A 26,828-nucleotide genomic window follows, 5' to 3' on the forward strand; every position below is an offset into this window, starting at 1 on the left:
GCAGGGCCCTCTTTTTTTGTTCGACAAGCGCTTACATGAAGATTCCCTCATTTACACCCGGAATATTTTCCCTTATACTTGAAATTGTCGGATTATGTCGATAATATCATCCAACTGAAAAAGGCAAACCCGCCGAAAGACGGGGACGCAAAGTCTTGGGCCTAAAGCGGACAATCGTCCCGTCACGGCAGCCAGACTGCCGGTATGCCAATAGCATGGAACGCCAACGATTCGCTGCTTCACAGAGGGTCATTGCCGCTGCGCCAGCTGCGCGCGTCCGGGGTTGCACTACAACAGAGAGTGGAGGACGATTATGACCGAGAAGCAGCAAAAAAAACCGGGTGAAAAAGCGCAGAAAAAGCCGGGGAAAAGGAGGCTGGGACTGGCCAAGCAGTTGTTGATGCTCATGCTGATCATCGCGGCTGTCAATATCGCGTCGGGGGGCCTGATCATCTATCTGAACACGCAGGTGGCCGGCGACGTCAATGCGAACAATGAACTCGCCGACGCCGAGCGCAGCTACCGCGAGCTGTCCGATGCGATCCTGGAGACGATGCTGTATGTCGTCAAGGCCATCGACGCCCCCGAGACCGTCGGCGAGGGAGCGCTGCAGGAGCGGCTCAGCGCGCTGCCGGCGCAGGTCGATGCGCTGGACGAGAAGTTCGCCACGCTGGACGAGCAATTCGAGGCGCTCGAGGACGAGCCGGAGTATCGCAAGCAGATCGGGGTCATCCGCATGGCCTACGACAACCTGGAGCTGCTCAGCGGCCAGCTCGATCAGCAGCTGGATACGCAGACGCGCTCGCGGCTGCTGGGCGACCTGATCAACATCTACACCGTCATGCTGGAGATGACGACGGACAATCTCAACCTGCGCTTCGACCGTAACGTCGAGGAGACGAACGAGCGGTTGGACGGCCAGGTACAATTGGCATCTACGATCGCCATCATTAATCTGATCGTGCTGGCGGTGCTGCCGTACGTGATGTCGATCAACTTCAATCGCCGCATCAAGCGCGGCCTGCAAGGCATCATGGCCCGCATCGACGCTTACGGTGCCGGAGATTTTACCTATTATGGCGAGGTCAAGGAGCGCAATGAATTCGGCGAGATCGACGCCAAGCTCGGCGCGATGGGCAAGCAGCTGCGGGAGACGATTCAGGCGACGGTCCGCGTCAGCGGCGATGTGCTGCGGCTGTCGGACACGATCGAGCGCCGCCTGGGGACCAACCGCGAGGCCTCGGAGCAGGTGCGCGGCGGCATCGTCACGGGGCGCGCGCTGCTGACGGGTCAATACGACGAGACCGCGGCGATCTCCGCGATCACCGAGGAGGTCTCGGCCAGCTCGGAGGAGATCGACGCGACGAGCCAGACGATCAATTCGGACATGCAGCAGATGCGCGGCTCCTCGCAGGTCGGGCTGCAGCGTATGAATCAGGTCAAGCGTCAGGTCCAGGAGACGGCGGAGCAATTCGGCGGGCTGCTGGAGGCCTTCCAGATGATGCAGGAGCGCTACAATCAGATCTCCGGCTTCCTGACGGGGATTCGCGAGCTCAACGAGCAGACGAGCCTGCTCTCGCTCAATGCTTCGATCGAATCGGCGCGGGCGGGCGAGCACGGGCGCGGCTTCGCCGTCGTCGCCGACGAGATCCGCAAGCTGTCGGTGCAGACCGATCAGATTGCCGGCAGCATCGCCGGCGAGATCAAAAAAATGCAGGGCGACCTGGATCGCAGCGGAGGCACGATCCGCCGCTTCGCCGAGGTCATCGATCAGACCAAGATATTGTCGGAGGAGAGCGGCGCTACGTTCGAGGAGCTGGAGGCGCAGAGCGCCGTCCTGTCGCAGCAGGTGAGCGACATCTCCGCCTCGATCGGCGAGATTTCCAAGGGCATGGGCGAGATCGTCGGCTCCGTCGAGAAGCTGACCACCACCAGCTCGGAGGTCAACGATTCGATGAAGCACATGAACACCTTGTCCGAGGAGCAGTACCGCATCTCCGACGAGCTTGGCGGTCTCGCCGACCAGCTGCGCCAGGCGTCGCAAGACCTCAAGCAGCGCACGGCGGCCTTTAAGGTGTAGAGACGTGGCGGCAAGCCCGCTCCTCCCGAGAACAACATCATAAGGAAAAGCAGGCTGTCATTGGACAGTCTTCTTTTTTCTTTCAAAATTAGACAAAGTTTACAATTTAGACGAATCAGGATACAGGGATTCGTTTCCATGGATAGAAAAGGATTGAGTGGATAGATAAAAGGGCCTACCTGGAAGGAAAGTCGACGCAGGTTGAAAACGGCAAACCCGAACGAAAGACGGGGGCGCAAAGCCACGGGTCTACGTGCGTGCGAACGCATAAGATAGCCGGGCTGCCAACAAAGATTGGCTTACTTTTTGTGTTGTCATTTTACGAATTGGAAGGGGTCATCGATCACGTGAACGCGTCTGACGATCCATAGCGATCCGGGGACTGCGCGCACGGCCATTCGGGACGTGTCGATCCGCCAGAGCACGACGCCTGTGATGCGCGAGCGGGAGAGCCCCGCGATCCGGCGGCCGGCGCTGGCCAATCCCACTGCCGGGGATGCGATCCTCCTCTCGGGCAGTCAGCAAAATGAGCATAACTTGATCCCCTTCATCGGGGTGGAGGGGATCGGGGAAGCGGTGAGCGACTACCTGGAGTCCGAGCTGGATGGGCCCGGGCAGCAGCTCGACGAGCGCATGGCGCAAGCGGAAAGCTGCTCCGGGTGCGGCGCCTCGGCGCTCGCGGCATTCGTAGCGGGCCGCGAAGGGCCGCTGGCGGTCGTGCGGGCGGGCCATCTGAATCTCGATCAATCCGCGACCTTCGGCTCGCCGGACCAGCCCGTCTATCTGATCGTCGACGGCATCAATACGAACCAGCCGCTGACGCTGACAGTATACGGAACGCTGGTCGTCACGGGGGGACTGAATGCCAATAATCTGCATGAGGGGCTGGCAGCGGCATCGGAGCATCAGTATCGGGTACGCGCGGTCAATGGCGCGGTCGCCGGAGACTGGAGCCCGTATATCCTGATCTATACGCTGCCCGCTGCGCCGGGCCATCTCCAGGCCGCCGCCGCGGGCAGCACCCGCATCGAGCTGAGCTGGGACCCGGTGCCGGGCGCAATCTTGTGATAAATCCTTGTCTTCGCGCATGTTCTTGTTGTAAGGACGAATTGAGGCGAAACGCCTGCCTTGCGTGAAGCCGAGGGCATCTGCCGCGTTGCTCGCTAGGATTTGAAGGATCTTCAAAACGGCTTTTCGGAAAATGACAAAGGAGATGATTACAACGCATTCTACGAAAATGGTAGTCCTGACTGTCCTTTAACTAAAAACGGGAACGGTTAGGGTTGAACTATGCAGATACGATATTAATTGCCGTGACCAGGCGAGAGCGGTCAATCGCTCACACACACACAAACCTAGCACTTTTTGGCCACGCTTCGGGTATCATGAAGGCAGATCAAACAGGCGCACACGGAGGTAGAAATGGAATCGCGGGAAGCGTTGGCGCAGGAGTTCATGCGCATAGTCGAATGGGAGAAAGATCAAAAAAGCTTGCCGATTTGGGATAAAGCGGGCCGTTTGCCCTTTGCGATGCTGGACCGATTAATGCCGAAGGCAGTCAAGGACAAGCTGGCGGAATGGATGGCCGAGCTCGGTCAATTCGTGCAGGAAGGCGGCAAGCATCTTGTGCAGAAGCGAGGCATCGCCCTGCTGCTGCAGGAGCATGCCCGCCAAGCGGGCTATGAGCTGAGATTGGACAGTACGGCGCATGAGGCATCGGGCGTGCCGTCGGTGGAGGAGCTGCCGCTGAGCGTGCTGGATCGGGTAGCCGACGAGCTGGCGGTCGATCGTTCCCGGCTGGCGGCGGCACAGGGCGCGACCACCGGGATCGGAGGCTTCGTGACGCTGGCGGCCGATATCCCGCTCGTCATCGGGCAGTCCTTGAAGGTGCTGCAGGAGATCGCCCTGTGCTACGGCTACAATCCGGACGAACCGCTGGAGCGGGTGTTCATCGTCAAATGCATGCAATTCGCCTCGTCCGACATTGTGGGCAAGCAGGCGATTTTGGAGGAGCTGGCCGACTACGACGACCCGAACCGGGACATTCAGGCCGTGTCGCAGCTCCAGGGCTGGAGAGAGGTTTTTCATACGTACGCGGAGTCGTTCGGCTGGAAAAAGCTCCTCCAGATCATTCCGGTCGCGGGCATCCTGTTCGGCTCGATGAGCAATCGGAGCACGATTGCCGGTGTGGCAGAGGTCGGCAAGATGCTGTATCGCAAGCGGCTGATCGGGCGCCGGCTGGCGCAGAGCGTGGATGCGGACGAGACGGTTCAGCACGGGGGATGCAGCCCGTCTACGACGTAGGATTGCGTTCCCGTTTTCATTAGCCGCTGTGGCTTGATGAAGCGCGCTCTGCTCTGCCCGATTCGATAATGCGGCGGGCACGAGCGACCTCCGGGTCTGCCGGTGTCGGTACTCCATCAAGCGCATAGTCGAGTCCTAACTGCTGCCATTTGTAGACGCCCATACGGTGATAAGGCAATAGCTCGACCCGCTCGACACGATTGAGCGTGCCGACGAACCGTCCGAGCGCCAGCAAGTCCTCGTAGCTGTCCGTCACGCCGGGGACGAGTACATGGCGAATCCAGATTCGCGTGCCTTTGTCCGAGAGATGGCGAGCGAAGCGCAAGATGCGTTCGTTGGATTGGGTCGTCAGCGCTTCATGCCGTCCGGCGTTCATCTGCTTCAGATCGAGCAGCACCAGATCGGTTGCGTCGAGCAGGCCCGATGCGTCGGCATGGGACGGCTCGCAGAAGCCGGAACTATCGAGTGCGGTCTTCAGTCCGAATTGTCGCTTGACTTCACGAAAAAGGGCGGCGACGAACGGCGCCTGCAAGGTCGGCTCGCCGCCCGTCACCGTCAAACCGCCGCCGGAGAGCTTGTAGTATGCGACATACGGCTCGATTTCGGCCAGCACGTCAGCGACGGTCATGGGCTTGCCCTTCGTCGTGTCCCATGTATCGGGATTATGGCAGTACTGGCAGCGGAGCGCGCAGCCTTGCAGGAACAGGACGAACCGGATGCCCGGCCCGTCGACGGTTCCGAAGGTATCAAGGGAGTGCACACGGCCCTTGGCCTCTGTATCGTGGCACATTCTCAGTGGTATTCCCATAGCGCGTCACTCCCTCCTGGTCAGATTGGCTAATCGCGGCTCTCCGGGTTACATTGCGCCGTGGAACGTCCGGTTAATCACCTCAAGCTGCTGTTCGCGCGTCAGCTTGATGAAGTTGACGGCGTAGCCGGATACGCGTACGGTGAGCTGCGGATATTGCTCCGGGTGCTCCATAGCGTCCTGCAGCGTTGCGCGGTCGAATACGTTGACATTCAGATGATGCGCCTTCTGCGACATATACCCGTCCAGCATGGAGGTCAGGTTGCGTACGCGCGCGCACTCCTCGCGCCCCAGTGCCTTGCCGACAATGGAGAAGGTATTCGAGATACCGTCCAGCGCTTGCTCGTAGGGCAGTTTGGCGACGCTGGCGAGCGAAGCGAGCGCGCCTTTGCGGTCGCGTCCGTGCATCGGGTTAGCGCCCGGCGCGAACGGCTCGCCGAGCTTGCGGCCGTCCGGCGTGGAGCCGGTTTTCTTCCCGTAGACGACGTTGGATGTGATCGTCAGCACCGACTGCGTGGGGATCGAATCCCGGTAAGTCGGATGCTTGCGCAGCTTGGACATGAAGAGCTCGACCAGCTCCACCGCGATGTCGTCGACGCGCGGGTCGTTGTTGCCGTACTGCGGGTACTCGCCCTCGATCTCGAAGTCGACCGCGATGCCCTCGGCATTGCGCACCGGCCGCACCTTGGCGTAGCGGATGGCGCTCAGCGAGTCGGCGACGACCGACAGGCCGGCGATGCCGCAAGCCATCGTGCGCATGATCTCGCGGTCATGCAGGGCAAATTCGAGACGTTCGTAGCAGTATTTGTCATGCATGTAGTGGATGACATTGAGCGTATTGACATATAGCTCGGCCAGCCATTCCAGCACGGCGTCGTACTGTTCGCGCACCGTATCGTAATCCAGCACTTCATCGGTAATCGGGGGCCGGGCGGGAGCGACTTGCATGCCAAGCTTCTCGTCCTTGCCGCCATTGATGGCATACAGCAACGCTTTGGCCAGATTGGCACGGGCGCCGAAGAATTGCATCTGCTTGCCGATGCGCATCGCGGAGACGCAGCAGGCAATCGCATAGTCATCGCCGTATAGCGGACGCATCAGATCATCGTTTTCGTATTGAATCGAGCTGGTTTCAAGCGAGACTTTCGCACAGAAATCCTTAAAGCCCTGTGGCAGCTGCAGCGACCAGAGGACCGTCAGGTTAGGCTCTGGAGCAGGTCCCAGATTGTACAGCGTGTGCAGCATGCGGAACGAGCTTTTGGTCACGAGCGGACGTCCGTCCTCAGCCATACCGCCCAGCGACTCCGTCACCCATGTCGGGTCACCGCTGAACAGCTCGTTGTAATCCGGTGTGCGCAGGAACTTCACGATCCGCAGCTTCATGACGAAATGGTCGTAAATCTCCTGTGCGCCTTCCTCCGTCAGGGTGCCTTCCTTCAAATCGCGCTCAAAATAAATATCTAAAAAGCTGGAAACCCGTCCCAGACTCATCGCAGCGCCGTTCTGTTCCTTGATGGCGCCGAGATAGCCGAAATACAGCCACTGCACGGCCTCTCTGGCGTTCTGCGCAGGGGCGGAAATGTCGAAGCCGTACGAAGCGGCCATCGCCTTCAGCTCTTGCAGGGCGCGGATCTGCTCGGCGTGTTCCTCGCGCTCGCGGATGACGCGCTCGGACATCTGCTCCTGCTCTGTCCGCTTCATATCCGCTTTCTTCGCCTGAATCAGCCGATCTACGCCGTACAGCGCGACACGGCGATAGTCGCCGATGATGCGGCCGCGGCCGTATGCATCGGGCAGGCCGGTGATGATGCCGGCTTTGCGGGCGGCGCGCATATCCGGCGTGTACGCGTCGAATACGCCTTGGTTATGCGTCTTGCGAATATCCGTGAAGAGCCGGACAATCTCGTGCGGCAATTCAAAGCCGTAGGCTTCGCAGGCATCCTGTACCATGCGAATTCCGCCGTAAGGCTGGATCGCGCGCTTGAACGGCGCGTCTGTCTGGACGCCGACAATGGTCTCCAGCTGCTGATCGAGATAACCCGGTCCGTGCGATACAATGGAAGACGGCGTGTCCGTATCCACATCCAGCACGCCGCCGCGCTCGCGTTCCTCGCGGGTCAGCTCACGGATGATGTTCCACAAGCGTGTCGTCGCCTCAGTCGGACCAGTCAGAAAGGCGTCGTCGCCCAAATAGGGGGAGACATTCGCAATCAAAAATTCGCGCACATCAATTTTGGTTGTCCAGTCTCCCGCTTTGAAGCCTCGCCATGCCTCCTGCAACGGTAGCTGCTGTAAAGATTGTTCTGTCGCTGCCACTGAAAATCCCTCCTCGTTGCCAAACATATGGCATTGTGTTGCTCTGCCTCGTCGACATTCTCCTGATACCTTTATAATAGACCTCTGTTGCGAAACTTCATATCGGGGAAACTCCTGAAAAAACGCTCTGCTACAGAGGTTCCCCTAAGGGGATTCCCTGACTCTTGGCAGGGTACTTGCCCTGCAGCCCTGATCGTACAGATGGATTGCAATCTTACGATTAATAAACGGCAGAGCGGGATCGATTCCGGGATGATGGAGACGATCCGACTGCATTCTGCGGTCCGTTTAGAGCGTGTGCGCGGATCCCATACTGCTGATACATGCGGTATTTACTGGAAACCGGTCCATGCTATTCTGGAGGGCTATTTCGATATCACCTTGGCGAATGCGCACCGGATTGATCATGTTCTTACAATCCGTCAACAGGAAGGGGAGAAGCATCGCGGGTCAGATGATGATAATCCGGCTGCATATCAGCACTATTCATCAGATAGAAGCCTTGCTGCGGCGGCGCCTGCGACAGGTCAGCAAATGATCGTGGACGGCCACGCCCGCTTGGCGTAGGCTGGAGTCAGGTTCGATGTGCACAGTTGAATCGTGAAGATCAAAGTCTGTCGCAGACAGAGAGGAGTGTCGGAGTGAGCCATTCAACCATCTCGACGCGGCACGAGCGACCCGTGCGGAAGAGGAGGTCCGCCTTATGGCGCGATCTGAGCCGGGATCGATGGATCTATATTTTGCTGTTGCCCGGCATCGCATACTTTATCTTGTTCAAATATATTCCCATGGGCGGCGTGCTCATCGCCTTTCAGGATTACAACGCTTTCTCCGGTTTTGGCGGCAGCGAGTGGGTTGGCTTCAAGCATTTTGAGCGTCTGTTTGCGGAGCCGAGCTTTTACCGGCTGCTGCGCAATACGCTGATGCTGTCCTTGTATAACCTGGTCCTTGGCTTTCCGGCTCCGATCATCCTGGCTTTGATGTTAAATGAGCTGCGGATGAAATGGCTCAAGCGTTCGATCCAGACGATGATTTATGTGCCTCACTTCATGTCGTGGGTCGTCGTCGTCACCATGTTTTTTGTCCTGTTCGAATCGTATGACGGGCTGTTCCAGTCCTGGATCGCGTCGCTGGGGCTGGATAAGTTCACGATCATGATGAATGCCGACTGGTTCCGGCCGATGTACATCCTGCAGGTGCTCTGGCGCGACAGCGGGTGGGGAACGGTCATCTATCTGGCCGCGCTTGCGGGCATCAGCCCGGAATTGTACGAGGCGTCGAGAATGGACGGGGCCAGCCGGCTGCGGCAGATCTGGCACATTACGTTGCCGGGTATCCGTAGCACGATCGTGATTCTGTTCATTCTGAAGCTGAGCGACGTTCTGGATTTGAGCTTCGAGCATATTTTTCTATTGCTGAACGCAGTGAACCGGGATGTCGCCGACGTGTTCGATACGTATGTGTACCGCGTCGGTCTCCTTCAGGGCCAGATGAGCTACAGCACGGCTGTCGGACTGTTCAAGGGACTGGTCGGGCTGGTGCTCGTGAGCTTCGCTAACTGGTTCTCCAAAAAGTTCGGAGAGGAGGGCATCTTCTAGCATGATTAGATCAAGTCTCTGGAGTCGTGCGTTCGACGGTGTCAATGTCGCATTGCTGCTGATGTTTTCCTTGGGGACGGTGCTGCCGTTCATTCACGTAATCGCCAGCTCGTTCGCTTCCGAAAGGCTGGTCGCCGAGACGGATTTTCTCCTATTTCCAACGGAATTTTCGCTGAAGGCGTACCAGTACATTTTTTCTTCGGATGCGTTGCCGCGCAGCATGGGCGTCAGCGTATTCGTCACAGTAGCGGGCACCGCCCTCAATTTGTTCATGACATCGCTGATGGCCTATTCGTTGTCGAGACGCACAATTCGTTTCCGGGCGCCCATTATGTTCCTCGTCGTCTTCACGATGATTTTCCAAGGCGGGCTCATTCCCGATTATTTGGTGGTCAAGGAGCTGGGACTGCTCGATTCTTACTGGGCGTTGATGCTCCCGCGGGCGATCTTGCCGTTTTACCTGATCATCCTGATCAATTTTTTCAAGCAACTCCCGGACGGGCTCGAGGAGTCGGCGAGAATTGACGGCTGCGGCGACTTGCGGCTGCTGTTTCGGATCGTCTTGCCGTTGTCCCTGCCGGCGCTCGCCACCTTGACGTTGTTTTATGCCGTTATGCATTGGAATACGTATATGCATGCGATCCTGTACATTAACGATATGGATAAGTGGCCGATCCAGGTGCTGCTGCGGCAGATTGTGCTGATCTCTCAGGCAGGGTTCGTCGAGCAGGGCTCGGTGGAGGGCGAGGCCTCGATTCCGCCCGATACGGTCCGGATGGCGGTCATTACCGTGGCCACATTTCCGATTTTGCTGGTCTATCCGTTTCTTCAGAAGTATTTCGCCAGCGGTATTTTGCTAGGCTCGGTGAAAGGATAAAGATGAGGAGGGTTTACATGGAAAAGCAGGGGGAAATGGTTATTTGGAAGCGCATTCTCGGGGTGGGCCTGGCGCTTGCGCTCGTCTTGTCGGGCTGCTCGGGAGGCGGAAACGAAGGGAACGCCGGGAGCAATGCCGGGAATACCGGATCGGGAGGGCAGGCAGGCGGTCCGGTGACGATCACGATGATGAATACCTACCATTCCGAGACGGCGCCTAAGGACGACGGCGCGATCATGCAGGCGATGGAGGATATCACGCAAGTGGAACTGGACATGACCTGGGTACCGAACAATGTGTACGGAGAAAAACTAAGCGTCACGCTGGCATCCGGCGAGCTTCCCCAGGTGATCCTGGCGGACCCGCTGAGCCCTTCGATCGTCACCGGCATCGAGTCCGGCATGTTTTGGGAGCTGGATCCGTATTTGAGCGAATTTCCGAATTTGCAGACGTTCAATCCCATCGCGGTGGAGAATTCGCAGTACAAAGGGAAGACGTATGGCATCATCCGCCCGCGCGCTGTCGCCCGGGGGGGCGTCGTGATCCGCGGCGACTGGATGGAGAATCTGGACATGGAGCTGCCGACGACGGATGAAGAGGTCTATGACCTGATGGTTGCCTTCGCCACGCAGGACCCGGACGGGAACGGTCAGGACGATACGTACGGCCTGATGAGCTACGACGGCTTCAGCCGCGATATCATGGCCTGGTTCGGCGCGCCGAACATCTGGAAGGTGGAGGACGGACGGTTCATCCGGGATGTGGAGACGCCTGAATATATGGACGGTCTGCGATTCGTCAAGCGGCTCTACGACGAGGGGCTGATCAATCCGAACTTCGCCATCGAGGACCGCAACGTGAGCCGCAAGGGGTTGTATACCGGCAAGGTTGGCATCACTGTGGAGGCCTTCGATGCGGTCGTCCCGTTTTACTACAGCAAGGCCAGCGAGTTCGGCGGCAGCTTTGATTTTACCGTAGCGGCTCCGATCAACGGGCGGTCCTACGGTGGCCAGGGCTACCTGTCGGCCTTCCTGATGCCCAAGAGCGCGGTCAAGACCGAGGAAGATCTGCGCGCCATCCTGCGCTTTTTCGATGCGCAGCGCAGTTCCGAGGGCACGGAGCAATTCAAGCAGCTACTGCTGGACAATGCCGCCAAGCCGGAAGCAGAGCAATTCAACATCGACGATCTCCGGCAGTTCCTCGTGAACGACGTGCTCGTCTACCCGATCGGCGACTCGGAGACCGACCGGATGATCCGGGATCGGATGGAAGCCAACAACGCAGTCGCCGTCGGCAACCCGGCCTTCAAGTACATTTCGCCCACATACGTCGAACGGGGTGGAGAGCTGGATACGATTCTCGATGACGCCGCCATCCAGTTTGTGCTCGGGCAGATCGATGAGGACGGATTTCAAGCGGCGGTGCAAGCGTGGAAAAAAGCCGGCGGCAGTCAAGTGGCGGAGGAGTTGGCGGCTTTGCACGAAGAATAACGGACCGGAGCGGGGATCGCACAGCGGCAAGCTGGCTGTCCCCGTTTTTGAAATGTGTAATGTATAATGGAGGCGGGGGAGGGGCTTATGAAAAAAAGCTACTTTGCGTCTCGTTTTTTTGTACGATTGCTGCTGCTGAGCTGCTTCATGGGCGTGCTGCCCCTCGCGCTGCTGGGGTATTTGTCCTACCACAAGTCCGCTTCCACCATTCAAGAGGAGGTCGAGCGGAGCAATCAGTTGATCTTAAGGCAAAATCGCGCCAGCGTGGAATACTTGCTGCAGACGGTGGATACGCTGTCGACCCAACTGGTCAACGGCCCCGTGACGACGAACGAAGTGTCGATGCATGCGGCGATGCGTCTGCCCTACCATACGGAGCATCGCAAAATCTTCGACAGTCTGAAGCAGAAGCTCATCCAAATCCAGGTGTTCGAGCTGGGCATACGCGACGTCAATCTGATGAGCTTCGATCAGCAATGGCTGGTCGATAACGGCATCGTGTATGTCCTCGCTTCGCTGGATCGAAGCCGGCAGCAGGATGCGGTGTTGAAGCAATTGAGCGATCAGCTCACCGCCTACAAGGAGATGCGGAGGCGGTCGTTCTGGACCCTGGCGTATGACTACGGCGCCGCCGATCCCGTCCTGCGGCTGGTCAAGCCGATCCCGATCAATGCGCTCGCCCCGGCGGGACTGCTCGCGGTGGATATCCCGCTGCAAGAGATCAACAAGCGGTTGACCCGTGACGCGCGGGTGGGCACGCTGCTCATTGTCAACGGCGACGGCACGGTCATCTCGCACGGGGATGCATCTCGGATCGGGACCAATCTTGCCGATGCGCCGTACATTCGGACGATTCATGCGCGCAGAGACGGCGGCTCTGCGCCGAACTTTACCTACGACGACGGCGATCAGACCTACGTGGTTACTTATAATCAATCCGCATACAACGACTGGACCTATATCTCAATGACGTCCGTCGAGCGGATCACGGTGGAGTCGCGCGCGATCAAGGGGTATACCTTTTTTGTCGCAGGCTGCATTCTTGGGCTGGTCGTGTTGATCGCATTCCTGTTGTCTCGCCGCATGTACACGCCGATTCAGCAATTGGCGCGCTTCCTGCCCGCTCTGGACGGCTCAAAGCGCGGCGCGGGAGACGAGTTGTCGCTCATCGGTGAACAACTGCAAGGCCTGGTCCAGACGCAGCACGACATGGCTCACCAGATCCGGGGCTTGAATCGGCAGGCGAAGGAATACTTCGTCGTCAAGCTGCTGCAGGGCGAGCTGTATTCCGGCGAGCTGGAGGAGCAGCTCGCCGCGTACGGCTATGCGGCGGTGTGGGAGCAATGGTGCATCTTCGCCATCCAGATCGATACGCTGGAGCATACCCGGTTCAACGAGCGGGCGCGCGATCTGTTGATGTTCGCTATACATAATATGGCGGAGGAAATCGTGCCGGCGTCCAATCGGCTTAGCCCGATTGTCATGAATCAAAGCGTATTTATTTTGGTCGGACAGGATGCCGGGGAGACGAGGCCCTTCCAAGTCCGGACCTATACGTTGGCTGAGGAAATCCAATCGAAGGTCAAGCAGTACCTGGGCGTGAAGATCAGCATCGGAATCAGCCGCTTTTACGAGGAGCTGCATCAGGCGTCGGACGCGTGCAGGGAGAGCATTGATGCGCTTGCGTACCGCATTCGACTGGGACACGAGTCCATTCTGTTCATGGATGAGGTGCAACCCGAGGCGCGCGACCGCTTCAAATATCCGAAGGAACTCGAACGCGGCTTGTTCGAAGCGGTTAAGCAGCAGCAAGCGGAGCTCGCTGCGACGTGCCTGGAGCAACTGGTCGCGCAACTGCTGGACAAAAACGTCAGCCATCTCGACAGTCAGTTTTTCTTGGGCCGTCTGCATGCCAATCTGATCGGCCTCGTGCACGACGAGGGCGGCTCGATTCAGGACGTATTCTCGGCCGGTGGAACCGGGATCGCCGAGCTGCAGCGGCAGAACTCGCCGGAGGAGATCCAGGACTGGTTCCGCCGGAAGGTGCTGCAGCCCTTGATGGCGTGGCTGGATGTGCGCCGCCGCTCGAGGGAGGTCAGCATCTCCGAGGCGGTGATGACCATGATTCGCGAGGAGTACGACGAGGATCTGACCATCGAGCTGTGCGCCGCCCGGCTGCACTTCAATGCCAACTATATTAGCCGCGTGTTCAAAAAAGAGATGGGCACGACCTTCAGCAACGTGCTCTCCCGACACCGGATGAGCGTCGCCAAGCGATGGCTGCAAGAGACGGATATGAAAATCGCCGAAATCGCCGGGCGGCTGCGATACAGCCACACCTCCAATTTCATACGCAATTTCAAAAAAAGCGAGGGCGTAACCCCGAGCCAGTACCGCGATCGGCAGACCTGACCGTATTGTTCCCGCGGTTCGCGGCTGCGATCTTTGCAAACCGCCGCATGCGGCTGTCCATTCCGATTTCGGCCGGCTACGTCTTACCGTTCTTAATCCTGAATTGTGAAGTCTCGGAATTGGAGTATAATTAGGATTAATCATAACTTTCGTGATGACGAAATGGCCTATATAAGGGAATGGGATGGTTTGCGTGCAAGAGAAAGCGGTTTTTGACGGGAGAAAATTGAAATGGAAGGTCGTCCTTCGTCTAGCCATCATTCTGAGCGTTGTCTTCTCTGTATCCGGTTACATTACCTACTCACTTCATGTGAAGATAGCCAGAGAAGAGGTGCGCGATCAGTTTTCGCATACGGTCGGTCAGATGATGTATACAATCGATAAGCGAGTCCAAGGCAGCTACAAGCTATCTGATCAGATCATATTTAACACGCAGATTTCCTCCTTGTTGCCGCTTGAGGCCCACAGCTATAGCATGGTGCTGGCCATGCAGAGGATCCTGGATCGGGTGATGATTTCGGAGCCGCAGTTGCTTTCCATTAACTTGTTCAATAACGACGGGGTACAAATTCAGCCGGCGAATTCCTTCCTGTCCCGTCCGTTAAATGATGAATCGTACCGAGAGATTGCGAAAAAGCTGGAAGCTACCGACGGTGAATTGATTTGGTATCGTGCGACAATGGAAAGCTTGCTGGATATGCCAGAGGTAAATGGCGAGCTGATTGTCGCCGCAAGATGGATGAAGAAGGAGAATCTCGAAAACTACGGAATCCTTGTGTTCCTATTTCACGAGCGTTATTTTATGAATGAATTGCAAAATATGATGAAGGATGTGAGCGGAAACACGTATTTGCTGGATCAGGAAGAAGGTTTATTGTATACAGATGATAAACAATTTCATGATGTGTTGAAGTTGAGAGGGGCATTGGCCGAAAATACAGGCACCTCAATTTTCAGTTCAGCCAGCTCTTCCTTTACAGGTTTTGAATTGATTGTCAGCACGTCTTTTTCGAGCTTGAAGGAGAAGAGTCGAAACCTTCTGAACGTCTCATTTTTCAGCGCCTTTGCCGGCATCGGCTTGTCCGCGCTGCTCGTACTGTTCGCGATGCAGAAGCTCTTCCTGCCACTGAATAAACTGGTGGCTGCTATGAGAAGGGTTCGCAAGGGGGATCTGGGTGTTAAGGTCAGCATTCGAACGCAGGACGAACTTGCGTTCATTGGCGACAGTTTTAATAACATGCTGGAGCATCTGAACACTTTGATCAAGGAAGTATATGAGAAGCAACTCAGGGAGAGGGAGGCGGAGCTGAAGGCGTTACAAGCACAATTGAACCCTCATTTTCTTTACAACACGCTCGATATGATTTATTGGCGATTGTATTTGCAGGAAGATGGAGAAAATGCGAGACTTATCCTGTCGCTGTCGGATATGCTCCGGTATTCACTGGAGCCGTCGCGGAATGTGACGAAGGTGGAAGACGAATTGAAGCAGATCTCCAATTATCTTCGGATTCAGAGCGTTCGATTCGAGGACAGTCTGGAGCTGCGCCAGCATATTGGAGAAGACGTCATGAAGTGCAGGATTGCTCCGCTATTGCTACAACCTCTGGTGGAGAACGTATTTATCCATGCGTTTAAGCAAGCCATGCCCGAACGCAGCAGGCTGGAAATTCGGATCTATAAGGCGCCTGATCGGGAGCAGCTTGTCATTGAAGTGTCGGACAACGGGAGAGGTATGACAGCGGAACGAGCGGGGCAGCTGTTGTCTTCGGCTTTTACGTCGGAGAGGACGCATCTCGGCATTCATAGCGTTATCCGCCGGATTGCTTTGATCTACGGTGAGCCGTACGGCCTGGAAATCGAAAGCGAGGAAGGGCGTGGCACGACGATGCGTCTAAGGCTGCCATACGTATGGATCGACACAGACAACGGGGGGGCGGAGCATGAAATATCAAGTGGTATTGATCGATGATGAACGGTATTTGCGTATGGGCCTGAGGAAGCTCATCGCAGACCATACGGTTTCATGGCAGGTCGCCGGAGAGGCGGGCAACGGAGAGGATGGACTGCGGCTAATTGAGGAACTTCATCCGAGTCTGGCAATTGTGGATATTCGGATGCCGATCATGGACGGCATCGCGTTGGCGCGAGCGGTGTACAGCCGAGGCTTATCGACTCGAGTTATTATTTTGACCGGCTTCAAGGATTTTGAATATGCACGATCCGCAATTAAATATGGCGTGTTGGATTTTCTATTGAAGCCTTGTGCTGAGGAGGATCTCGTTCGAGCCCTGGATCAGGCATTCGCTATTGTGGACAAGGAGCGTCGGCAGCGCCTGTTGAATATGCGGTTACTTGAGGAAAACGCGCTTCGGAACGCTTTTCTGGGGCTTCCGCTCGAACAGGAGCAGCGCCGGCTATTGGAGCAGTTCGCGACAGGAGCAAGCTGCTGCTTTTTGACAGGGTTGAGCGGAGCAGGCGGGAAGCTGGATGGCGAGACGGCGCTGCTTCACTTCGCTGTCAGAAACATCGTGGAGGAGATGGCGGAGAGCGAACGGACCCGCTTGTACATGGTTATGCTTCGGCATGACATCGCCGCGTTGCTGATTGATACCGCCGACACCACGTCGCGGCCGGATTGGCTGGGGCGGCTGACAGATACATTGGCTGAGCTGTTGGGCGTCTTCCCCAAGCTGGTCGTCTCCAGTGGTATTCAACGGGTAGAGCAACTGGCGAATCTCGCGGCGCCAGTCGTAGGTAGCGGGCTGGAGGAAGTGGAATCCGCAGCCGAGCTAGAAGAGCTGCTCAACCGCGCGCAGCTGCTGTTTGAAGAGTGGCTTGACCTCATCGGGGAAGGCAATCTGAAGACGCTGCGGGAGCGCGCCGCTGCCGAGCTGCGTTGCCTCCAGGAAGAGATCCCGCCCAATGCTGTCCGCCGCTGCGTATACATGATCGCCGCAGCGCTCGACAAATTAAGTCGAAGAGTCATGAATGAGCCGCTGGAAGAGCTGGTATCGCTTAGTGCTCCGGAACGCGAGAGGGAAGAGGCGGTGCGGCAATTGCAGCGCGTGGTCGACCGTTTTTTCCAGCGTCTGGACGCGTGGCAGTCGGAGCATAATCGAAATACGATTCGACAGGTAATCGAGTTCGTGGAGAGGCACTACGCCGGAGTGTGCAATTTGTCTGCCGCTGCTGAACACGTGCATTTCAACCCGACCTATTTGAGCACTATGTTTAAAAAAGAGACCGGTGAGGGTTTTGTCAATTATGTGACCAAGCGAAGAATGTCGCAGGCGAAGCTGCTGCTTGCCAATACTGATCTGAAAATCACAGAGATATCCTCCAGAATTGGCTATGATGATCCAAACTATTTCACCAGAACCTTCAGGAAAGTATGCGGTGTTGCGCCTAATCAATTTCGCAAAGGACAATTGAGCTGACGAAGGGAACGCTCCAGATCGCATAGAAACGTTCATGCGAGGACAGAGCGTTTTTTTGCTTTCCAAAAATATTCAAGGATAATCAAATAATTGTGAAGGTGGCAGTCCGGTCCGGTTTTTATACTGAGAAGGAAAAAAGAAAAATGGAGGAGAACGCGTGAACAGAGATACGGGGATAAAGAGCATCGTATTGGTGTTGGGCATGGCGCTTATCTTGATGGCTTGTTCGGAGGGTGGCGGATCGTCGGACAGGGTGGTGGAACGGCAAGGAGAATCGGCTCCCGCCGATACTGAGAAAGCGGCCGTTGAATTGACGCTGGCGCACGGTTGGACTGGAGAGGCCGCAATGGCAAAGGCGTTCGAACCAGCGGTCGAGCGGTATGCGCAGGAGCATGATTACATTACGTTGAACGTCGAGACAGCGCCGGGTAACGGGATTCGCGATAAGATCGTGACCGAAATGGCTGCCAACGACCCGCCGGACGTGTTCCTTCACTGGGGCGTGCGTGAAACCGAGCGCTATATAACAAACGGTAAAATCGCCGATCTGACCGATCTGATCGCTGACGATCCAGAATTGAACGGACTTTATAGTGCGAACGCTTACGGTTCGGCGACGTACCGCGGACGTATATATGCGCTGCCTATCCAGGAGAACATGATGACCTTCTTGGTGAATACGAAAATGTTCGAAGAATACGGCGTGGACATTCCGGAAACATTCGACGAGTTGAAGGAAGCGGTGAGGACGTTTGAAGAAAATGGCTTGATTCCGTTCGCAGCGAACGGGGGTACGCCGCGGGCGATGCTGCTCAGTCTCGTCGATCAGTTGTACGGAGACGATCTGCGCGAGCGTTTGATCGGCAATCAGCCATTTGACGACCGTCTTGCACAGGCGGCAGGTTATGTGAAAGAACTGGTTGAGTTAGGCGCCTTCCCCGAAGGAATGGAGACGCTGTCTACGCTACAAGCATTGGAGCTATTTAATGCCGGCATGTCGCCGATGTATTTCCAGCACAGTTGGACGCTCGGTAGTGTGGCGGAAGATTTATTCGAGCATGTAGAGGTTATTCCGTTCCCGAAACTGTCTGAGGCGGGGGATGCCTATATGACGTCTGCAGCTGGCTATTTTGTATACCTGAGTCAGCACGCATACGAGGATGAAAGCAAGCGTGAAGCGGCTTGGGAATTGGTGAAGTATCTTGCCGGACCCGAAGTAGGAAAAGATCTGGAGGTCATTTCCGGAAATCCGAGTCCGATCGTATGGGATCGTAATGCAGATATGCACCCGATGCTCGCAAAGGCGTTGAAGCTGCGCGATTCGGGTACGGTGAAGACGTTCGCGGACCATAACGAGCTGCTTTCGGCCGAAGCTAGCAAACGATATAACGATCTGGTGACGAAGCTATACCTGAACGAGATTAATCCGGAGGAATATGCAAAGCTCTTCGAGGAAGCGATTCTTGATTATCCGAATCCAGCTTTCGAATGAACGCGATGAAGAAGGTACGGTCTATGAAAAAGGAACAACGGTTACTCATTGTCACATTTTCGTTGCCGGCGCTCCTGCTCTACATCTATTTTTTCCTCAGTCCGGTTGGCGAAGTGATGTATTATAGCTTTTTCGAGTGGGATGCCGTCTCTTCGAAGACGTTCGTTTTCTTGGAGAACTTCAAAGTTTTAATTTCAGATCCAGTTTTTTACCGTTCGTTGTTGAATACGCTGCATCTGCTGGCATTCCTGATTTTGCTTATGATTCCATTAGCGCTTCTTCTGGCATATTTGTTGTATACGGAAGTTCGAGCCTTCAAATTTTTGCGAACTGTCTTTTTTATTCCCGTCATTATCTCCAGCGTTGCGACGGCCCTGATGTTTCAGTTTATTTATGAAAATTATTTCGGTATCCTGAACACGTTTTTGCGGAGCATCGGTCTCGGCGACTACACAAGAGTGTGGTTGTCCGATCCGGCGACGGTGATGTCCGCGGTGTCGCTGCCGCTCGTTTGGAGCCATCTCGGCTTGATTATGATTATTTTGCTAGCGGGGCTGCAGGGCGTGTCCACCGAAGTGCTGGAAGCGGCGGAGATGGACGGGGCGAATGAATTTCAACGGTTGATCCGTGTCATTATTCCGATGATATCAGGAGTGATTAGCCTTTGTCTCGTGCTTGCGGTGACAACTGCGTTCAAGCAGTTCGATTTTATATTAATTCTGACGCAGGGCGGACCGCTGCACAGGTCGGAAGTGACAGGCAGCTATATGTATAATCAAGGCTTTGGCATGATGAATTACGGTTACGGCAGTGCCATAGCTGTCAGCATTATGGTCATCGCGGTTGTGGTTTCCGTCGCTGTTCAGAAAGCCTTGAACAAGGCGGAGCGATAGGGGGCGACACGAATGAAGAACCGCAGTCTGGTATTCGGCACGGCCAAATACGGCTTTTTATGGTTATACGCAGGACTCTCGCTGTTTTTGTTCGCCTGGATATTCGCAGGCTCCTTTAAGAACAATCGGGAAATATTTCGCAGCCCGTTTGCCCTGCCGGAGCGCTTGAGCTTTGAGAATTACATTCGAGCCTGGGAAAGCGCAAATATGCACGCTTATTTTTGGAACAGCATTCTTGTATCGACGGCGAGCGTCATTCTCACGCTTGCAATCGCCTCCATGGTTTCCTATGTCATCGCGCGCTTTACGTTTCGCGGGAACTTCTGGTTGTGGGGCATGTTCGTCATCGGGTTGGCCATCCCGATGCAGTCGCTTTTATTGCCAACGTTTTTGAAGATGAACAGTCTCGGACTTCGCGATCACTTATTATCGCTGATCATCGTAAGCGGTGTGTTCGCATTGCCGAAGTCGGTTTTTGTCTTGGCCGGATTCATGAGGACAATTCCGGCAGTGCTGGAGGAAGCTGCGATCGTGGATGGCTGCAGCTATTGGCGCATGTTTTACAAGATTATTCTTCCGCTCAGCATGCCGGGAATCGCGACGCTCGCCATTCTGGACTTCATCGGCGCTTGGAATGAATACGTATACGCCTCAGTGCTTATTTCATCGGATCATCTGCGCACGCTGCCGATCGGGCTAGCCAACTTCAGAGGCGAATTTTCCAGTGAGTACGGTCTCATCTGCGCAGGTATTACCATTACGATGATACCGGTTGTTCTTGTCTATGTCTTCTTTCAGGAGCAGATCGTCAAAGGCTTGGTCTCCGGTTCGGTGAAGGGATAGCGGTAAGGTTATAGGAGGAGGGGTTGGGATGAAGCGAGGATTCGGAACGATACTGATTCTGTTATTGTTCACCCTGTCATTCTCTTATCCGCCTGCGACAGGATTGGCGTCGGCGAACGGGAGTGAAGACGTATTTGCTGAGGATTTCGATAGCTATCCTGCACAGGCGTACCCGAGCTCGCTAAGCGCGCTATCTTCTCAATCCGATTATACGGGCTACGTGATGGAGGATGCTCAGACGCAGAATCGGAGCTTCCGCATTGCCAGGACGTCGGCGACGACGGTCTCGACCTATGCGCAGGTGACGCTTGCGCCGGAACAGGTTCTTGAGCAGGCAACGGTAGGTGTTCGTGCAATGGCGGAGCAGACGAATATGTTGACACTCATTTCCGTTCTCGTCGGCGAGAACGATTATATCACTCAATTAGCTTTCTTTCACGATGGGAAAATTAAAGCTTATACAGATACCGGTTGGTTCACAGTAGCATCGTATAGCGCAAATACGTGGTATGACTTTCAAATTTCTGTCGATGCACTCACGCAAACGTTCGATATTTATGTGAACGGAAGCCCGCTCGCGCTCGGACTTAATTTTCATACCGGCCAAAGCGAGCTTCGCCAATGGCGGACGGGGATTTACCGGGGCGATCCTGTCGGAGCGATTGTAGTCGACAATATCCGTATTCGAGATTCACTGATTGAACCGCCTGCACCCGAATACGATGAGGATTTTGAACGTTTGACGCCGGGGGTCTATCCGTCCACATTGGATCCGCAATCCTCCACAGACAACTATGAGACGGTGACGGGGGCGATCTACGGAGAGCCCGGACAATCGATGAAGCTGCAGCGGATTGAGTCTGCAGACAGTAGCTATTACGTGTATAAGACCATTCCTGCGGCATCGGAAGACATGCGCATTTCTTTCCGGGCGAGAGCAGGGCAGTCAGATGCAACCGTATTGGCCCCTGTGATTCAAGGGCAGGACGGAGTGATTACACAGATCGCGTTTTTCAATACGGGTAACCTCAGAATACTTCAAGGAACCTGGGTCGATCTATGGACTGGATATGAGGCGGACCGTTGGTATGCGTTCGACATCGTTATCGATGTAAAAATGCAAACTTTCGCTGTATGGGTAGATGGGCATCTGCTTGGCGACAACTTCGCCTTCCAGACGGCGCAGGAGGGCGTGTCGAGAATCGGATTTGGCATCTACAAAGGAGAAGGGACAGCATCGTTGTATGTTGACGATATACGCATCGAACCGTACGTATATGCGCCGGTCGCGCAGGTGAGCTTGCCGGGAGGGGCGCTTGCGATCGCTCAAGGCAGCGAGGGTGAGCTCCCGATAACCATCTGGCCGGAGAATGCCTTGTTCTACGACGTGCAATGGAGCAGCAGCGAACCCGGGATTGTCTCTGTCAATGACGATGGAACTGTCACAGGACTGCACACGGGGGAGGCAATCATCACTGCACTGCTAACGGACACGGTAAGCTCGGCGGTATACACGGCTTCCCGTCCGGTGTCCGTTTACTTCCAGCATGCCGCTGACGTACAAGTCACGCCGGAGACATTGACGCTTCCCGTAGGAGCGGACGACAGCCTGAGTGCGCTAGTGCTGCCCGTCGATGCCTCCGATTCGGCCGTGATATGGTCGAGCTCGAATGAGACGGTCGCGCAGGTTGATGCTGCAGGCGCCGTATATGCGCAGGCTCCGGGCACGGCAGTCATTACCGCTACGACCCGCGACGGGGGGCATTTGTCGAGCAGCACCGTGACAGTGATTCCGAGAATCGTGACTGATACATGGTATGTCGATGCGGAATTAGGCAGCGACACGAATGACGGTTCGCTGCTGTACCCATTCCGGACGTTACCGCGCGCGCGCGACGCATTCCGGGCGATGAGGGCGAGCGGAGAGATGACGGGGGATGCGAAAATCATACTGCGGGGCGGCGTACACGAGTTGAACGAGACGCTGCTGCTTAATGAGCAGGATTCCGGGAGTGCTTATTACAATGTGACCTATACATCTTACCCGGGGGAAGAAGCAGTGATCAGCGGTGGGCGAAGCATCGAGGGCTGGCAGTTGTATGATGCGGAGAACGGCATCTACCGCGCGCCTTCCATTGGCTTGGAGACGAGACAGTTGTACATCAATGGCATTCGCGCGATCCGTGCGAGAAGCGAAGGGACACTCACGGAAGCGGAGATTTCCGATCACGGCGTCATTAGCAAGGATGTTGAAATTGCGGGGTGGGACCGACTGGATCATCTGGAGTTCGTGTTTCAGGAGCTCTGGACGCAGCCGCGCGCGCTTGTCCAGTCGGCGAGTGTCTCGGAGGACGGGACGACAATCGAATTTATGATGCAACAGCCTGGCTGGGGGGCGGTCCGCAGCAAGGGCGCTACCTCCGTCTCGCAAGGTCCGGTCTATATGGAGAATGCGTATGAACTGCTTGATGACGAAGGCGAATGGTATGCGGACGACGAGTATGTCTACTACAAACCGCGACCCTTCGAAAATATGTCGACGGCAAACGTAACCGCTCCGGTGCTGGAGGAACTGATTCGCATCGAAGGATCGACGCTTGACGAACGCGTGCATCATATTCGGTTTGAGCATGTTGTCTTTGCTTACTCGACCTGGTTATGGCCAAGTACGAGCTATGGGCTGGCCGATGCGCAAAACAATCATCTGCGGTACCCTGGCCAGGATGACCAACTGATCGATGCTGCCGTCACCGTACGAAAGGCACACCATATTTTTTTTGAAGGCAATAGTTACAAGCACCTTGGAGGCACCGCACTGAAGCTGATCGACGGCGTTCAGGACAGCGCTGTGCATGGAAATCATATGTATGATATTTCTGGCAGCGCAATCAACGTCGGGGAACCGACAGTGAACAACGCGTATATCTATGCTCCGCCGGATGGCCGTCTCGTCATGCGCAATGTCGACGTCACAAATAACTATATCCATGATATTGGTACAGAGTACGCTGCGGCAGCGGCTGTCTCGGCCGGCTTCCCGGTCGATATGGAAATCAGCCACAATCACATCTTCAACCTTCCGTATTCGGCCATCCATATTGGATATGGATGGACCAACTTTGTCAGTGCGGGGCAAAAACAGGTGCGAATTGTAAACAATTATATTCACGATTTGATGGGCGCAGGCATTTACGACGGAGGAGCAATTTACACCTTGGGCCACACGGGCGCCTCTCTTGCGGATATGAACGAGGTCAGCGGCAACTATTTGCAAAATCAACTCGAAAAGTGGTCCGTGTTGTACGCGGATAACGGCTCGAATTACTGGAAATTCAGCGATAACGTGATTGATCAGACGGAAACGCCGAACTGGGGAAATGAGCCAGCCTACTGGGCATTCGGAAAAGAGAAGGACCTGTTGTTCGACAACAACTACACCACGACCAATCACGTGCAAGCGACGATTGCATCATTCCCGGTGACGAACACGAACGTGCATCCGGATGCGAACTGGCCGCCGGATGCGCAGCAAATTATCGCGGCTGCGGGACGTGAAGCGCAATATCAGGAACAGTACGAACTGGCGATGGAACGCGTGCATACCACGAAGGAATTAGCGCTGCAGGTCAGCGAGACGGCCCAGATCTCCCTGACAGGGACGAAGGACAAAGGACAGGCTGCGGGCCCGGGCGGACGAACTGTCGTCTACCGGTCGCTGCAACCGGACATTGCCTCGGTGACGAGTGACGGCATCGTAGAGGCGTTGAATTATGGAAAAGCGACGATAGAAACGACGCTTGTGCAAGGAGACCTGCTGTGGACCTACGAGACGGAAGTCTATATCGGCGATCAGGTTATCTCCATGGAATTGCGAAACATACCGAGTGATGCAAGCCGTAGGATGATCCTGGGCGATACGCTCGATCCAGGGGTCTACGGTGTAACAGAGCTCGGGCGGGAGCTGTTGTTAGACGATCTGTCCGTCACTAGCTCCGACGAGGGCGTTGTCGCGATTCAACCCGATAGGACGCTGCTCGCTGTCGGCGAAGGGGGGGCGACGGTGACGGTTGCCGCCTACGGGGCGAATGCGCTCACGCGAACGTTCGATATCGAGGTCATTCAGTACAGCAGCGAAGCAGGGTTGACGGTGCCTCCCTACCCGCTGAACGACATGCTTGAGCATACGGACGACTGGGGCGTATCCTCCGGTTCGCTGGATTTCAACGAAGGCAGTCTGCGGTTGACGACGCCTTCGGGCCACGGGTATTACAGCGGACAGACATTTTCTGATGAATTGTTGACCTTCGATATGACGATCGAAACGGAAGCGGGCTGGGAAGCCATCACGTTTCGCAATCAGCAGCTGGGATCTCCGTTAATCGACACCTACGCAGTCGTGATAAAACCGAACGAAATTGAATTGCATCGGTTCAATAACGGCATCCGCACTGTAATATTTGGAAAGGTTAACGGCCTTGCGAGTCTCGGAGGGGAGGCCTACCCGAATGACGTGCTTCCGTTTGGCGTGAAGAGACGTGTACAGGTAGGGGCAATAAACGAAGAGGAGGGCGTGCGCATCGTACTGAATGTCGACGGGCGGAATGTGTTTTATTACCTTGACAAGCAGACGGATCGCATTCAATCAGCGGGGTATTTCACCGTGATGGCCCGCTTCGGCAATGTGGTTATCGGGCCAACGGAGATGGACGTTTCTGAACCGTAATTTTCGGAGGGATCATTGGCTGTTATGAATATTATCATTATGCACACTCACGATACTGGCAGATCTATCGAACCGTACGGGTTCGCCTGTTCGACGCCGCGATTGATGGCGTTCGCCAGACAAGGGATGCTGTTTCGCAATGCGTATTGTGCCGGACCGACTTGCTCGCCAAGTCGGTCCGCTCTCATGACCGGTATGTCTGCGCACAGCTGCGGTATGCTCGGTCTGACACATCGGGGATTCCGACTATCGGATCCTTCTATGCATTTGGCAAGCTTTTTGTCCCGGCACGGGTACGATACCGTGTTGTGCGGCGTGCAGCACGAGTCTGACGATCCGTTCCGGCTGGGTTACCAGCGTCGAGTCGGAACGGCCGGTCCAGATCGGGGCCCCCATGACCGATTGAACGCCTTGGAGGCATCGGCTTTTATTCGGGAGCGGCATGAGCGGCCGTACTTCTTATCGTTTGGCATGTTCAATACACATAGGCCGTTCCCCGAACCGTCCGGCATACACGATCCTTCCTATGTCGCACCGCCGTTCCCGCTAGCTGACTGCCAAGTGAATCGGACCGAGACGGCTCGATTTCTGACATCGCTCGATACGGTCGACAAATGCGTGGGTATGGTGCTGGACGCGCTAGAGTCGTCTGGTCAGATGCAGGATACGCTCGTGATCTTTACGACGGATCACGGCCTCGCGTTTCCTCGAATGAAATGCAGTTTGTTCGACACAGGCATCGGCGTATCGCTCATGATTCGACTTGCCGGTACTATTCCGCAAGGTGTGGTGACAGATGCGCTCGTGTCTCAAATCGATTTGTTTCCGACAATTTGCGAAGCGGCCGGGCTGCGGCCGCCGGAGCGGCTGCAGGGGACATCCTTGCTTCCGCTGGCGGCGCATCCAGATGGCCGCATTCGTGATTCCGTCTTCGCGGAAGTGAATTATCATGCGGCGTATGAGCCGATGCGGTGTATCCGAACCGAACGTTATAAGTTGATTTCCTATTATGGCGACTATCCGGGACCGATTCTATCCAACATGGACGATAGCGCAAGCAAGCAATTTCTTGTAGACAACGGATTAAGAGCGGAGGTGCGGGAGAGGGAGCAGCTTTTCGATTTGTTGCTGGATCCGGTCGAGCGGCACAATAGGGTGGATCACCCGGAATATGCTGCGGTCTATGCGGATCTGTCCTCGCAGCTCCAGTCCTGGATGCGGGACACGAAAGATCCGCTGTTGTCGGGAGCCGTGCCGCAGCCGGCTGGCGCCATTGTGACAAGCGTCGGCGCTGTGCGGCCGACGGATTAGGGCGAGCATAGCGGCAATCAGAAGTGAAGGGGCGGACATAGACGATTATCTCACACTCAAGGATGCCTTAATCCGAATCATGAGTTCGCCCGGCTCGCTTAGGACAACTATGGTGTATCGGGCAAAAAAGGTGCATCGTCGCATATCGACCCGTGTCGTGGCGGGGGGTGCGAATTGTAGAAGATTGTGTATCGTGTATAAAGGTGTGAATTGCTCGGCCTGTGCGCGGTCGGCTACAGTT

The 26,828-nt window shown here is 55.8% G+C and carries 17 protein-coding genes and 2 riboswitches; of the genes, 15 read left to right on the plus strand and 2 right to left on the minus strand.

The features are described 5' to 3' along the window. Nucleotides 1–112 precede the first annotated feature (112 nt). Nucleotides 113–204: riboswitch (cyclic di-GMP riboswitch) on the plus strand. A 109-nt stretch (nucleotides 205–313) separates the two neighbouring features. From IDH44_RS10125 to IDH44_RS10135, 3 genes are all read left to right on the plus strand, one after another. Then, nucleotides 314–2,080: a methyl-accepting chemotaxis protein gene (locus tag IDH44_RS10125; protein ID WP_190917229.1), complete on the plus strand. Its 1,767-nt coding sequence runs from the start codon at nucleotides 314–316 to the stop codon at nucleotides 2,078–2,080. 199 nt (nucleotides 2,081–2,279) lie between these two features. Further along, a riboswitch (cyclic di-GMP riboswitch) is annotated at nucleotides 2,280–2,369 on the plus strand. Between the two features lie 116 nt (nucleotides 2,370–2,485). Next, the gene (locus IDH44_RS10130) at nucleotides 2,486–3,148 is read left to right on the plus strand and encodes a hypothetical protein (RefSeq protein ID WP_190917231.1); all 663 of its coding nucleotides are present in this window, start codon (nucleotides 2,486–2,488) and stop codon (nucleotides 3,146–3,148) included. A gap of 354 nt (nucleotides 3,149–3,502) precedes the next feature. Beyond that, nucleotides 3,503–4,384 carry an EcsC family protein gene (locus tag IDH44_RS10135; RefSeq protein ID WP_190917233.1) on the plus strand — a complete coding sequence of 294 codons (882 nt, stop codon included), beginning with the start codon at nucleotides 3,503–3,505 and terminating at the stop codon, nucleotides 4,382–4,384. Between the two features lie 19 nt (nucleotides 4,385–4,403). Here the strand turns inward: IDH44_RS10135 and pflA are convergent, their stop codons facing one another. Both pflA and pflB read right to left on the minus strand, forming a co-directional pair. Further along, the gene (pflA, locus tag IDH44_RS10140) at nucleotides 4,404–5,192 is read right to left on the minus strand and encodes a pyruvate formate-lyase-activating protein (protein WP_223869538.1); all 789 of its coding nucleotides are present in this window, start codon (nucleotides 5,190–5,192) and stop codon (nucleotides 4,404–4,406) included. Between the two features lie 48 nt (nucleotides 5,193–5,240). Continuing rightward, nucleotides 5,241–7,508 (minus strand): formate C-acetyltransferase, encoded by a 2,268-nt coding sequence (gene pflB / locus IDH44_RS10145; RefSeq protein ID WP_317890156.1) that lies wholly within the window; start codon nucleotides 7,506–7,508, stop codon nucleotides 5,241–5,243. A gap of 252 nt (nucleotides 7,509–7,760) precedes the next feature. Between pflB and IDH44_RS10150 the strand changes: the two genes are divergently transcribed. The 12 genes from IDH44_RS10150 to IDH44_RS10205 all read left to right on the plus strand — a co-directional run bounded on the left by IDH44_RS10150 (nucleotide 7,761) and on the right by IDH44_RS10205 (nucleotide 26,587). Beyond that, nucleotides 7,761–8,075, plus strand: coding sequence for a hypothetical protein (locus tag IDH44_RS10150; RefSeq protein WP_190917237.1), 315 nt, complete (start codon nucleotides 7,761–7,763; stop codon nucleotides 8,073–8,075). Nucleotides 8,076–8,188: 113 nt separating this feature from the next. Continuing rightward, a complete protein-coding gene (locus IDH44_RS10155; protein ID WP_317890157.1) occupies nucleotides 8,189–9,106 on the plus strand; it encodes an ABC transporter permease in 918 nt (305 codons plus the stop codon). Nucleotide 9,107: 1 nt separating this feature from the next. Beyond that, on the plus strand, nucleotides 9,108–9,983 hold the full coding sequence (locus IDH44_RS10160; protein WP_190917238.1) for a carbohydrate ABC transporter permease: 876 nt from the start codon (nucleotides 9,108–9,110) through the stop codon (nucleotides 9,981–9,983). 17 nt (nucleotides 9,984–10,000) lie between these two features. Next, nucleotides 10,001–11,473: a type 2 periplasmic-binding domain-containing protein gene (locus IDH44_RS10165; RefSeq protein WP_190917240.1), complete on the plus strand. Its 1,473-nt coding sequence runs from the start codon at nucleotides 10,001–10,003 to the stop codon at nucleotides 11,471–11,473. An 87-nt stretch (nucleotides 11,474–11,560) separates the two neighbouring features. After that, nucleotides 11,561–13,885 (plus strand): AraC family transcriptional regulator, encoded by a 2,325-nt coding sequence (locus IDH44_RS10170; RefSeq protein WP_190917242.1) that lies wholly within the window; start codon nucleotides 11,561–11,563, stop codon nucleotides 13,883–13,885. A gap of 193 nt (nucleotides 13,886–14,078) precedes the next feature. Further along, nucleotides 14,079–15,857: a sensor histidine kinase gene (locus IDH44_RS27145; protein ID WP_190917244.1), complete on the plus strand. Its 1,779-nt coding sequence runs from the start codon at nucleotides 14,079–14,081 to the stop codon at nucleotides 15,855–15,857. Next, nucleotides 15,829–17,325, plus strand: coding sequence for a response regulator (locus tag IDH44_RS10180; protein WP_190917246.1), 1,497 nt, complete (start codon nucleotides 15,829–15,831; stop codon nucleotides 17,323–17,325). Before IDH44_RS27145 ends, IDH44_RS10180 begins: the two co-directional genes overlap by 29 nt. 157 nt (nucleotides 17,326–17,482) lie before the next feature. Next, nucleotides 17,483–18,817 (plus strand): ABC transporter substrate-binding protein, encoded by a 1,335-nt coding sequence (locus IDH44_RS10185; protein ID WP_190917248.1) that lies wholly within the window; start codon nucleotides 17,483–17,485, stop codon nucleotides 18,815–18,817. A gap of 23 nt (nucleotides 18,818–18,840) precedes the next feature. Then, nucleotides 18,841–19,710 carry a carbohydrate ABC transporter permease gene (locus tag IDH44_RS10190; RefSeq protein WP_190917250.1) on the plus strand — a complete coding sequence of 290 codons (870 nt, stop codon included), beginning with the start codon at nucleotides 18,841–18,843 and terminating at the stop codon, nucleotides 19,708–19,710. 87 nt (nucleotides 19,711–19,797) lie between these two features. Beyond that, a complete protein-coding gene (locus IDH44_RS10195; RefSeq protein WP_190917252.1) occupies nucleotides 19,798–20,553 on the plus strand; it encodes a carbohydrate ABC transporter permease in 756 nt (251 codons plus the stop codon). Between the two features lie 28 nt (nucleotides 20,554–20,581). After that, nucleotides 20,582–25,276, plus strand: a complete 4,695-nt coding sequence (locus IDH44_RS10200) for an Ig-like domain-containing protein (protein ID WP_190917254.1) — start codon at nucleotides 20,582–20,584, stop codon at nucleotides 25,274–25,276. A 39-nt stretch (nucleotides 25,277–25,315) separates the two neighbouring features. After that, nucleotides 25,316–26,587 (plus strand): sulfatase family protein, encoded by a 1,272-nt coding sequence (locus IDH44_RS10205; RefSeq protein ID WP_223869560.1) that lies wholly within the window; start codon nucleotides 25,316–25,318, stop codon nucleotides 26,585–26,587. Nucleotides 26,588–26,828: the final 241 nt, after the last annotated feature.

Source organism: Paenibacillus sabuli (genome assembly GCF_014705605.1).
GTDB lineage: Bacteria > Bacillota > Bacilli > Paenibacillales > Paenibacillaceae > Paenibacillus_D > Paenibacillus_D sabuli.

What these genes read in the sequence shown, in the direction of transcription:
- IDH44_RS10190 (WP_190917250.1), top strand. Translation starts at nt 18,841, where the DNA reads ATGAAAAAGGAACAACGGTTACTCATTGTCACATTTTCGTTGCCGGCG.
- IDH44_RS10165 (WP_190917240.1), top strand. Translation starts at nt 10,001, where the DNA reads ATGGAAAAGCAGGGGGAAATGGTTATTTGGAAGCGCATTCTCGGGGTG.
- IDH44_RS10180 (WP_190917246.1), top strand. Translation starts at nt 15,829, where the DNA reads ATGAAATATCAAGTGGTATTGATCGATGATGAACGGTATTTGCGTATG.
- IDH44_RS10125 (WP_190917229.1), top strand. Translation starts at nt 314, where the DNA reads ATGACCGAGAAGCAGCAAAAAAAACCGGGTGAAAAAGCGCAGAAAAAG.
- IDH44_RS10135 (WP_190917233.1), top strand. Translation starts at nt 3,503, where the DNA reads ATGGAATCGCGGGAAGCGTTGGCGCAGGAGTTCATGCGCATAGTCGAA.
- IDH44_RS10170 (WP_190917242.1), top strand. Translation starts at nt 11,561, where the DNA reads ATGAAAAAAAGCTACTTTGCGTCTCGTTTTTTTGTACGATTGCTGCTG.
- pflA (WP_223869538.1), bottom strand. Translation starts at nt 5,192, where the DNA reads ATGGGAATACCACTGAGAATGTGCCACGATACAGAGGCCAAGGGCCGT.
- IDH44_RS10200 (WP_190917254.1), top strand. Translation starts at nt 20,582, where the DNA reads ATGAAGCGAGGATTCGGAACGATACTGATTCTGTTATTGTTCACCCTG.
- IDH44_RS10205 (WP_223869560.1), top strand. Translation starts at nt 25,316, where the DNA reads ATGCACACTCACGATACTGGCAGATCTATCGAACCGTACGGGTTCGCC.
- IDH44_RS10150 (WP_190917237.1), top strand. Translation starts at nt 7,761, where the DNA reads ATGATGGAGACGATCCGACTGCATTCTGCGGTCCGTTTAGAGCGTGTG.
- IDH44_RS10160 (WP_190917238.1), top strand. Translation starts at nt 9,108, where the DNA reads ATGATTAGATCAAGTCTCTGGAGTCGTGCGTTCGACGGTGTCAATGTC.